Raw genomic sequence first — 9,818 nt, 5'->3', positions numbered from 1 at the left:
CCCCGCGCGCGACGTCGTCGCCGGGCGTCCGCGAGCGAGGTCGGCGGCGTCACCGGCGGTTCGGTCGGACCGGCCGGCCCGACGGGCGCGCCCGCGCGCGACGGTCCCGCCGGTGCCTCCGGTGACACCGCGGGGCCGGTCAACCCGAGCTCCCGGGCGATGCCCGTCCACACCGCGTCGGGCGGACGGACGTCGACGGCCGGGGCGGGGGACACGTCCCCGCGTGCGAGGCCGACCGTGCGGCTCAGGCCCTCCAGGTCGGCGCGACAGACGAGGCAGTCCCGTTCGTGGGAGGCGAGGTCCGGCTCCAGCGGTTCGCCCAGCGCGGCGAGGGTGAGGGCGTCGCGGCGGGCGTCGTCGTACGCCGGGTCGTGGAAGTCCCTAGGTCGTGACACCGTCCGCCTCCCATCGCTGTCGCAGCGCCTGCAGTCCGCGGCGCAGGTGACTCTTGACCGTGCCGAGCGGCAACCCGGTGACGCCCGCGATCTGACTGTGCGTCAGGTCGTCGAAGAAGGCCAGTTCGAGCACGCGACGTTGCGTGCCGGGCAGCCGTTCCATCTGCTCGGCCACGAGCAGGCGGTCGACCACGCGGGCCGGGTCGTCGTGGGGGCCGACCACGGCGGCGGCCGTCCCGAGGTGGGCCCCCGCTTCCGACGCCAGCCGCTCGCGGTGCACGGCCCGCAACCGGTCGACCGCCCGGCGCCGTCCGATGGTCATCAACCACGCCCCGAGGGGCGCGCGTTCCGGCCGGTAGGTGCTGCGCGCCTGCCACGCCGACACGAAGGTGTTCTGCGTGACCTCCTCGGCGTCGGCGGGAGTGGGACACGTCCGCAGGGCCATCCGGTACACGGCTCCGCCGAAGCACTCGTACACCTCGCGCAGGACGGACTCGTCACCGTCGGGGAACGCCGCGGCGAGACGGGCCTCGGTGGCCGCGACGTCGGCGGGTCCGACGGGGGCCGGAGGGTCTTCCGGGGGCATCGTCGCCTCCTCCACCACGCGCCGCCTCCCACGTCACCCGGGCCGGTGCCACCCGGCCCGCACCCGGTCGTCGTCCCGGGGTGCTCGCCCCGCCGTTCGGACGGGCGTCGCGGGGTGGATGCAGGGCCACCGCTGAGTGTGCTCCAGATCACGTGGGTGCATCCGGGGCGATCTCGCTCGGCGTAGGTCCCGGTGGTGGTCCCGCCGGGCTCACCGGTCGAAGCACATCAGCTGACTGGAGGAACGCAGTGAAACGACTGGTCACAGCGGCGCTCGCCGCCACGGCGGCGTTCGCGGGAGCGGGTGCGCTCGCCGCGCCCGCGTCGGCCGCGGACACCGCGACCGTGTACGTGGTCCACGGCATCCCGGACACCCCGGTGAACGTGTTCGTCGACGGCGCCTCGGCCCTGCAGAACTTCACGCCCGCGACGGTGGCCGGGCCGCTCGACCTGCCCGCCGGGCCGCACGAGGTGGAGGTGTTCCCGGCCAGCGACACCGCCGGCACCGGCACGCCGGTGATCACGGCCAACGCCACGCTCGAGGCGGGTCAGAACGTGTCCCTGGTGGCGCACCTGACCGCCGACGGCAAGCCGACCCTGACGCCGTTCGTCAACGACACCTCGACCATCGCCGCCGGCAAGGCGGGGCTGGTGGTGCGGCACACGGCGGCGGCGCCGGCGGTCGACGTCCGCGCCAACGGTCAGGTCGCGTTCAGCAACCTCACCAACCCGAACGAGGACAGCGCCGAGCTCGACCCCGGCACGATCAGCGCCGACGTGACCCTCGCCGGCACGGACACGGTCGCCATCGGCCCGGCCGACGTCACGCTGAACGCCGGCACCCAGACCATCGTGTACGCCATCGGCTCGGCCACAGAGAAGTCGCTCGCGCTGGTCGTGCAGAACATCGACCACCTCGGCTCCGCCCCGGGTGGCGTCCCGGCGGGCACCGGTGGGCTCGCCGCCACCAACGGCTCGTCGACGCCCGAGTGGGTGTGGGTCGCGTCGGCCCTCGGCCTGCTGGTCGCCGCGGGTGGCGTCGCCGGCGTTGTCGCGCGTCAGCGTCGCGAGGCGCTCGCGGGAGCGGGCCACTGAGCCGGATCCCACGGGGACGGGTCGGCCGACCGGTCGCCGCGGCGGGTCTGGTCGTCGCGCTCGGTCTGCCGCTCGGGTGGTGGGCGACGCACCGCGGTGCGCCGCCCACCACCGACGAACGACCCGGAACCGCCGTCGCGTTGGCCTCGGCCGACCCGACGGCGTCCGCGTCGCCGGCTGCACCGAGGTCCCCGTCGCCGACCGCACCGACCTCGCAGTTGCCGTCGGTGCCCGTCGTGGACGGCGACCCGGGCGGACTCGCCCCGGCCGCCGTGACGGTGCCGGTCCGGCTGCGCGTGCCGTCGCTCGCGATCGACGCTCCTGTCGACACCGTCGGTCTCGACGCCGACGGCGCGATGGAACTGCCCGAGCAGGTCGACCGCGTCGGCTGGTACCGCTACGGGGCGTCACCGGCATCGACGCAGGGTGCAACGGTCATCGCCGGGCACGTCGACGACGCCGTGCAGGGTGAGGGAGCGATGTTCGACCTGCGCGAGGCGGAGGTGGGCGACCCGGTGCAGCTCACGGCCGAGGACGGCACCGTGCTGACCTACCGGGTCGCGAGCCGCGAGGAGTTCGACAAGCGCGGTGTGCCCCTCGACGCTCTGTTCTCCTCGACCGGACCCGCCCGCCTGGTGCTCATCACCTGCGGCGGGGAGTTCGACCGCGCCGCGCGCTCCTACGAGGACAACATCGTGGTGACGGCGCTACCGGGCTAGATTCCCCTGTCATGACCGACGACGCGACCCGGGCGGTCCGGGAGGTCGCGACCGCGGCCGCTGCGGCGGGCGCGGTGCTGCGGACCGTCCCGGACACCCGGGTCGCGGCCGCCCTGCGTACCGCGGCCGCGTTGGTGCAGGCCCGTTCCGAGGAGGTGCTGGCGGCCAACGCCGTCGACGTCGACCGGGCCACGGCCTCGGGCATGTCGGCCGGACTGCTGGACCGCCTGCGCCTCGACCCGGCCCGCCTCGAGCAGGCCGCCCGGGCGTTGGTGCAGGTCGCCGACACCCCGGTGCCCCCGGCGCTGACCCACGTCCGTGACCTCGACGACGGCACCGCGGTGTGGGAGCGGCGGCTGCCGGTCGGCGTCATCGGCGCCACCTACGAGGCCCGGCCGGCCGTCACCCTCGACGTCGCCTCCCAGGTCCTGCGAGCCGGCAGCGCCGCCGTCCTGCGCACGGGCAGCGCCGCCCTCGGCACCAGCGCCGTGCTGGTCGACCGGGTGCTGGTGCCCGCGCTGGCCGACACCGACCTGCCGCCCACCGCGGTCGGCCTGGTGCGCCACCCCGGGCACGACTCGGCCGAGGCCCTGGTCGCCCAGCCCGACCTGCTGCCGCTGGTGATCGTCCGGGGGAGCGGGGACACCACGCGGCACCTGGCCCACCTCGGCGCGGCCGCCGGTGTCCGGGTCCTGGCCCACGCCGACGGTGGCGGGATCCTCTACGCGGACCGCGCCGCCGACGAAGGCACCCTGCAACGGTTGATCGACGCCGGCACCGACCGGCTCGGCGTGTGCAACCGGCTGAACCTGCTGCTGATCCACCGGGGCCGGTGGGACGACCTGCTTCCGGTCGTCGAGAAGGCCCTGTCCGACAAGGGGATCGCCGTCAGCGCACCTCCGCACTCCCACGCGCTCGGGTGGGAGTGGGCCCTCGACTCCGAACACGAGGCCACCGTGACCGTCGCGCCGGTCGACGACGCCCTCGACGCCGTCCGCACCGGCCTCGCGACCACCTCCGGCATCGCCGCGACGATCTGCACCGAGGACACCGCCACGGCCGGGGAGTTCCTCGGCGCCTGGGGCGGCACCGGCGGTTTCTGGAACACGACCACCCGCCTGCTCGACGGCTTCAAGCTGCTCGGCGTGCCCGAGACCGGGATCAGCGTCGACCGCGTCCCCGGGCCGCGCGGGCCCGTGACGTCGTCGGACCTGGTGCTGCGCCAGTTCGTCGTCGTCCCCGCCGGGCGGGACGTGCCGTTCTCATGAGGCCGCGCCGGTGAGCCTGGACGACGGCCGCTCCGCGTCGAAGCGGGTCGGGATCATGGGCGGCACCTTCGATCCCATCCACCACGGCCACCTCGTGGCCGCCAGCGAGGTCGCGGCCGCGTACGACCTCGACGAGGTCGTCTTCGTGCCCACCGGGCGGCCGTGGCAGAAGTCCGACCGCCGGGTGAGCCCGGCCGAACACCGGTACCTGATGAGCGTCATCGCCACGGCCTCGAACCCGCGCTTCTGGGTGAGCCGCGTCGACATCGACCGGGACGGGCCGACGTTCACGGTCGACACGGTCGCCGACATCACCCGTCAGCGACCGGAGGCGGAGCTGTTCTTCGTCACCGGCGCCGACGCCCTGGCGCAGATCCTGTCGTGGAAGGACGCCGACCTGCTGCTCGCCCGGCCCGACCTGCACTTCGTCGGCGTCACCCGGCCGGGGTACGAGCTCACGGCGCAGCACCTGCCGCAGGCGTCCGTGACCCTCCTGGAGGTCCCGGCCCTCGCCATCAGCTCGTCCGACGTCCGCGCCCGGGTCGTCGGCGGCCGTCCGGTCTGGTACCTCGTTCCCGACGGCGTCGTGCAGTACATCGGCAAGCACGGCCTCTACCGGCCGGGCACGGCCGCTGTCGGTGCCGGTTAGGGTGGTGGGGCCATGACCGCCAGTGACCGTGCCCGCGAACTCGCCGAAGCCTCCGCCCTCGCCGCGGCCGACAAGCTCGCCACCGACGTCGTCGCGATCGACGTCAGCGACCGGCTCGCCCTCGCCGACGTCTTCGTCATCGCGTCCGGCAGCAACGACCGGCAGGTCGAGGCCATCGTCGACGCGGTCGAGGAACGGCTGCGAGGACTCGACGCGAAACCCCTGCGCCGTGAGGGGAAACGTGACGGCCGGTGGGTGCTGCTCGACTACGGCGACGTCGTCGTCCACGTCCAGCACGACGAGGAGCGCGCCTTCTACGCCCTCGAACGACTCTGGCGTGACTGCCCGCTGATCCCGATCGACCTCGGTGTCCCGGACACCCACGCCCGCGACACCAGCGCGTGAGCGCGGCCGCCCCCGCACCACGCCGCATCGTCGTGCTGCGGCACGGGCGGACCGCCTGGAACGTCGCCGGCCGTTTCCAGGGCCGCGACCACCCCGAAGACCCGCCGCTCGACGACGTCGGGCTGCAGCAGGCGGAGCAGGCCGGCCGGGCGCTGTCCGGCGTCGGGGCCACCCTGCTGCTGAGCTCGACCCTGCGCCGCGCGCGGCAGACGGCGCAGTTCGTGTCCGCCGCCACCGGTCTGCCGGTCCAACCCGACCCGCGTCTCGCCGAACAGGCCTTCGGTGCCTGGGAAGGCCTGACCCGCGAGGAGGTCGAGGAGCGGTACGCCGACCAGTTCGCGATCTGGCGCGGCGGCGGTGAGCCGAACCGCGAGGGCGGCGAGACCCGCGCCCAGGCGGGCGCGCGGGCCGCGGAAGCGGTCGAGGACCTGCCGGCCGGCTGCAGCGCGATCCTGGTCACCCACGGCGCGGCCGCGGCCTCCCTGGTCGCGAACCTCCTGGGACTCGGCACGGCCACGCGGCGCATCCACGGGCTGGGCAACTGCCACACCAGCGCGCTGCGCGAGACGGCAGACGGATGGTCGTTGCTCTCACACGATCTGCCGACATGAGCGGGCGGAACCGGACATCACGCCCGCTCGGATGAGCGTGTGCAGAACCTGCACAGACCTCTCCAGCGAGTTTGGTTGTGCCGTCAACAAACCTGACTTACTGTCGACGCCAAGGTGCCCCCGCGCCCGGCGGCGACGGACGGCGGGCGCGGGGCGCGCACCGTTCCCGGAGACCGTGGTGGCGGTCCGGGTAACATCGTCGGCGTGACGGGTCGGATCCTGCTTACCGGGCCGCGCTGACCACGCACGACGTCAGCGCGGCTGAGCCTCTGCTGCCCTCCGGGGCACGGGGGCTCTTGTTGTGTCCGGACCCGCGTCAGTCATCCCAGCAGGAGGCCCCACCGTGAGCACCACCGACGCCCCGACTCCCGATGCCACGGGCGACGCCCCGCCGTTCCGGTACACCGCGCAGCTGGCCGACCTGATCGAGCAGACCTGGCAGCAGCGCTGGGAGGTCCGGGGCACGTTCGAGGCGCCGAACCCCAGCGGCGACATGTCCGAGGGCTTCGAGGACTTCGTCATCGCGCCGCACACGTTCGTCATGGACATGTTCCCGTACCCGTCGGGCGCGGGGCTGCACGTCGGACACCCGCTGGGCTACATCGGCACCGACGTGTACGCCCGCTACCGGCGGATGAAGGGCGACAACGTCCTGCACACCATGGGGTTCGACGCCTTCGGGTTGCCGGCCGAGCAGCACGCGATCCAGACCGGCCAACCGCCGGCGGAGAACACCGCGAACAACATCGCGACCTTCACCCGGCAGCTCAAGCGGCTGGGCCTCGCCCACGACCGGCGGCGCACCTTCGCCACCACCGACGCCGACTACTACCGCTGGACCCAGTGGATCTTCCTCACCGTCTTCCACTCCTGGTACGACACCGACATCGCCCGGGCCCGCCCGATCAGCGAGCTGGTCGAGGAGTTCGAGGCCGGCACCCGTGAGCCGTCGGCGGCGACCAACCCGTCGGGGCGTCCCTGGGCCGAGCTGGACGAGCTGGAACGGCGCCGCGTCATCGACGCCCACCGGCTGGCGTACCGGTCGGAGTCGACCGTCAACTGGTGCCCCGGACTGGGAACGGTGCTGGCCAACGAGGAGGTCACCGCCGACGGTCGCAGCGAACGCGGCAACTTCCCGGTGTTCAAGAAACCGCTGTCGCAGTGGATGATGCGCATCACCGCGTACGCCGACCGGTTGCTGGACGACCTGGCGCAGCTGGACTGGCCCGACACCGTCCGTGCGATGCAGACCAACTGGATCGGGCGGTCGCAGGGCGCTCGCGTGCGGTTCGACGTCCAGGACCGGGCGCCGCAGGTCGAGGTGTTCACGACCCGTCCCGACACCCTGTTCGGCGCGACCTACCTGGTGCTGGCGCCGGAGCACGAACTGGTCGACCAGCTGACCGCGGGCGTGTGGCCGACCGGCACCGACCCGGTGTGGACGGGCGGCGCCGACACCCCCGCCGCGGCCGTGGCCGCGTACCGCGAGCAGGCCGCGAGCAAGTCCGAGGCCGAGCGCACCGCGGCCGACAAGGCCAAGACCGGCGTGTTCATCGGCACTTTCGGGGTCAACCCGGTCAACGGCAACCTGCTGCCGGTGTTCATCGCCGACTACGTGCTGGCCGGGTACGGCACCGGCGCGATCATGGCCGTCCCCGCCGAGGACGCCCGCGACTTCGACTTCGCCACGGCCTACCAGCTGCCGGTCGTACGGACCGTGCTGCCGCCCGAGGACTTCCAGGGTGGCGCGTACACCGGCGACGGCGCGCGCATCAACTCGGGCTTCCTGGACGGGGTCGAGGACAAGGCGTCGGCCATCGCCCAGATGGTCACGTGGTTGGAGGAGCACGACGCCGGCGAGGGCGCCGTCACCTACCGCCTGCGCGACTGGCTGTTCTCGCGCCAGCGGTACTGGGGCGAGCCGTTCCCGGTGGTGTTCGACGAGCACGACCTGCCGGTGGCGCTGCCGGAGTCCGCGCTGCCGCTGGAGCTGCCGCCCACCACCGACTTCCGGCCGACCACGTTCGACCCGATGGACGCCGACTCCCTGCCGCAGCCGCCGCTGGCCCGGTTGACCGACTGGGTCGAGGTCGAGCTGGACCTGGGTGACGGGCCGAAGAAGTACCGGCGCGAGACCAACACCATGCCGAACTGGGCCGGTTCCTGCTGGTACGACCTGCGCTACCTGGACCCGCGCAACGAGGAGCGGCTGGTCGACCCCGAGATCGAGCGGTACTGGATGGGGCCGTCGGCCGACCGGCCGCTGGGCGGGGTCGACCTGTACGTCGGCGGGGTGGAGCACGCCGTGCTGCACCTGCTGTACGCGCGGTTCTGGCACAAGGTGCTGTTCGACCGCGGGTTCGTCTCCAGCGCCGAGCCGTTCCACCGTCTGGTGAACCAGGGGATGCTGCAGGCGTTCGTCTACCGCGACGCCGACCGGTTCGCGATGGAGGCGGCCAAGGTCGTCGAACGCGACGGTGGGTTCTGGTTCGAGGACGCCGACGCCGAGCCGGTGCCCGTCACGCAGGAGATCGGCAAGATCGGCAAGAGCCTGAAGAACGTCGTCACACCGGACGAGGTGGTGGCCGAGTACGGCACCGACACCTTCCGGTTGTTCGAGATGTTCGGTGGTCCGCTGGAGCAGTCGCGGCCGTGGGACCGCAAGGCCATCGCGGGCCCGTTCCGGCTGTTGCAGCGGCTGTGGCGGGTGGCGATCGACGAGGAGAGCGGCGAGTCGCACGTGGGCGAGGGCCCGGTGCCCGACGAGCTGAACCGCCTGCTGCACAAGACGATCGCGGCCGTCCAGGACGGCTACGACACGCTGCGGTTCAACACCTCGATCGCCCGCATCACGTCGCTGAACAACGCCGTGACGCAGGAGTACCCCGAGGGCGGCGCCCCGCGGGCGTTGGTCGAGCCGCTGGTGCTGATGGTCGCGCCGCTGGCCCCCCACATCGCCGAGGAGCTGTGGTCGCGGCTGGGGCACGCGGAGTCGCTGGCGCGGGAGACCTTCCCGGTGCTGGACGAAGCCTGGCTGGTCGAGGACACCGTCGAGATGCCGGTGCAGGTCAACGGCAAGGTGCGGGCGCGGATCACCGTGCCGGTCGACGCCGACCGCGACGCCATCGAGGCGAGCGCCCGCGCCGACGCACGCATCGCCGAGCTCGTCGGCGACACCGAGGTGCGCCGGGTGGTGGTCGTCCCCGGCCGTCTGGTGAACTTCGTCCTGTGAGTGACGTCGGGTCGGTCGCCGTGGTGACCGACTCGACGGCGTCGCTCCCGGACGACGTCTGCGCGCGGTACGGCATCGAGATCGTCCCGCTGCGGATCGACGCGGGCGCCAAGCAGGGCGTCGACGGCCGCGACGTCACGACCGACGACGTCGCGGCGGCGCTGCGCAAGCGGGAGAAGGTCACGACGTCGCGGCCGGCCCCGGCGCACTTCGTCGAGGCGTACGGCCGCGCGCTCGAGGCGGGCGCCTCGCACGTGGTGTCCGTGCACCTGTCGTCCCGGTTGTCGGGCACGTGGGACTCCGCCCGGCTCGCGGCGCTGGAGTTCCCGACGGGAGCGGTGCGCGTCGTGGACTCCCGGTCGACCGGCATGGGTCTGGGCTTCGCGGTCATCGCCGCGGCGGAGGCGGCCGCCGCCGGGGCCGCGCCGGCCGCGGTCGAGGCGGCCGCGTCGGCGGTCGTCGACGCCACCACCTCGTTGCTCTACGTCGACTCGCTCGAGTACCTCTGGCGCGGCGGACGGATCGGCGCCGCGGCGGCGTTGTTCGGGACCGGCCTCGCGATCAAGCCGCTGCTGCAGGTGCGCGACGGCCAGCTGGAACCGCTGGAGAAGGTGCGCACCTCGTCCAAGGCGTTGACGCGGCTGGTGCAGCTGGCCGCCCAGGCGGCGGACGGTGCCCCGGTCGACGTCGCGGTGCAGCACGTCGCCGCGCCGGAGGCGGCCGAGCGAGTCGCGGACCGGCTGCGTGACGCGCTGCCCGGGCTGTGCACGATGCAACAGTCGCAGCTGGGGGCGGTCGTCGGGGCGCACCTCGGGCCGGGCACGCTCGGTGTGGTGGTGGTGCGGCGCTCCGCCTGACC

The 9,818-nt window shown here is 73.5% G+C and carries 9 protein-coding genes and 1 pseudogene; 8 read left to right on the top strand and 2 right to left on the bottom strand.

Annotated features, from left to right (window positions below; genetic code table 11):
- Window positions 1-395 (bottom strand): annotated as a pseudogene (locus ACXR2U_RS19995) (hypothetical protein); the annotation flags it as partial.
- Complete coding sequence (locus tag ACXR2U_RS19990; RefSeq protein WP_458826839.1) at window positions 382-981, bottom strand: RNA polymerase sigma factor; 600 nt, start codon at window positions 979-981, stop codon at window positions 382-384. The gene ACXR2U_RS19990 and the pseudogene ACXR2U_RS19995, both read right to left, overlap by 14 nt.
- 248 nt (window positions 982-1,229) lie before the next feature.
- On the opposite strand from ACXR2U_RS19990, the gene ACXR2U_RS19985 reads away from it, so the two are divergent.
- The 8 genes from ACXR2U_RS19985 to ACXR2U_RS19950 all read left to right on the top strand — a co-directional run bounded on the left by ACXR2U_RS19985 (window position 1,230) and on the right by ACXR2U_RS19950 (window position 9,816).
- The gene (locus tag ACXR2U_RS19985; RefSeq protein WP_458826838.1) at window positions 1,230-2,075 is read left to right on the top strand and encodes a DUF4397 domain-containing protein; all 846 of its coding nucleotides are present in this window, start codon (window positions 1,230-1,232) and stop codon (window positions 2,073-2,075) included.
- 227 nt (window positions 2,076-2,302) lie between these two features.
- Window positions 2,303-2,794 carry a class F sortase gene (locus tag ACXR2U_RS19980; RefSeq protein WP_458826837.1) on the top strand — a complete coding sequence of 164 codons (492 nt, stop codon included), beginning with the start codon at window positions 2,303-2,305 and terminating at the stop codon, window positions 2,792-2,794.
- An 11-nt stretch (window positions 2,795-2,805) separates the two neighbouring features.
- Window positions 2,806-4,062 (top strand): aldehyde dehydrogenase family protein, encoded by a 1,257-nt coding sequence (locus ACXR2U_RS19975; RefSeq protein ID WP_458826836.1) that lies wholly within the window; start codon window positions 2,806-2,808, stop codon window positions 4,060-4,062.
- A gap of 16 nt (window positions 4,063-4,078) precedes the next feature.
- Window positions 4,079-4,711: a nicotinate-nucleotide adenylyltransferase gene (nadD, locus tag ACXR2U_RS19970; protein ID WP_458826843.1), complete on the top strand. Its 633-nt coding sequence runs from the start codon at window positions 4,079-4,081 to the stop codon at window positions 4,709-4,711.
- A 12-nt stretch (window positions 4,712-4,723) separates the two neighbouring features.
- Window positions 4,724-5,116, top strand: a complete 393-nt coding sequence (gene rsfS / locus ACXR2U_RS19965) for a ribosome silencing factor (RefSeq protein ID WP_458826835.1) — start codon at window positions 4,724-4,726, stop codon at window positions 5,114-5,116.
- A complete protein-coding gene (locus ACXR2U_RS19960) occupies window positions 5,113-5,727 on the top strand; it encodes a histidine phosphatase family protein (RefSeq protein WP_458826834.1) in 615 nt (204 codons plus the stop codon). The genes rsfS and ACXR2U_RS19960 overlap by 4 nt, the downstream gene beginning before the upstream one ends.
- Before the next feature lie 343 nt (window positions 5,728-6,070).
- The gene (gene leuS / locus ACXR2U_RS19955) at window positions 6,071-8,959 is read left to right on the top strand and encodes a leucine--tRNA ligase (RefSeq protein WP_458826833.1); all 2,889 of its coding nucleotides are present in this window, start codon (window positions 6,071-6,073) and stop codon (window positions 8,957-8,959) included.
- Window positions 8,956-9,816 (top strand): DegV family protein, encoded by an 861-nt coding sequence (locus ACXR2U_RS19950; protein WP_458826832.1) that lies wholly within the window; start codon window positions 8,956-8,958, stop codon window positions 9,814-9,816. The genes leuS and ACXR2U_RS19950 overlap by 4 nt, the downstream gene beginning before the upstream one ends.
- Window positions 9,817-9,818 lie beyond the last annotated feature (2 nt).

The organism is Jatrophihabitans sp. YIM 134969, from assembly GCF_054456675.1.
This window is presented reverse-complemented; position numbering and strand designations above follow the sequence as displayed.

Coding starts and splice junctions, on each gene's coding strand:
- ACXR2U_RS19975 (WP_458826836.1), top strand. CDS start 2,806: ATGACCGACGACGCGACCCGGGCGGTCCGGGAGGTCGCGACCGCGGCC.
- ACXR2U_RS19990 (WP_458826839.1), bottom strand. CDS start 981: ATGCCCCCGGAAGACCCTCCGGCCCCCGTCGGACCCGCCGACGTCGCG.
- rsfS (WP_458826835.1), top strand. CDS start 4,724: ATGACCGCCAGTGACCGTGCCCGCGAACTCGCCGAAGCCTCCGCCCTC.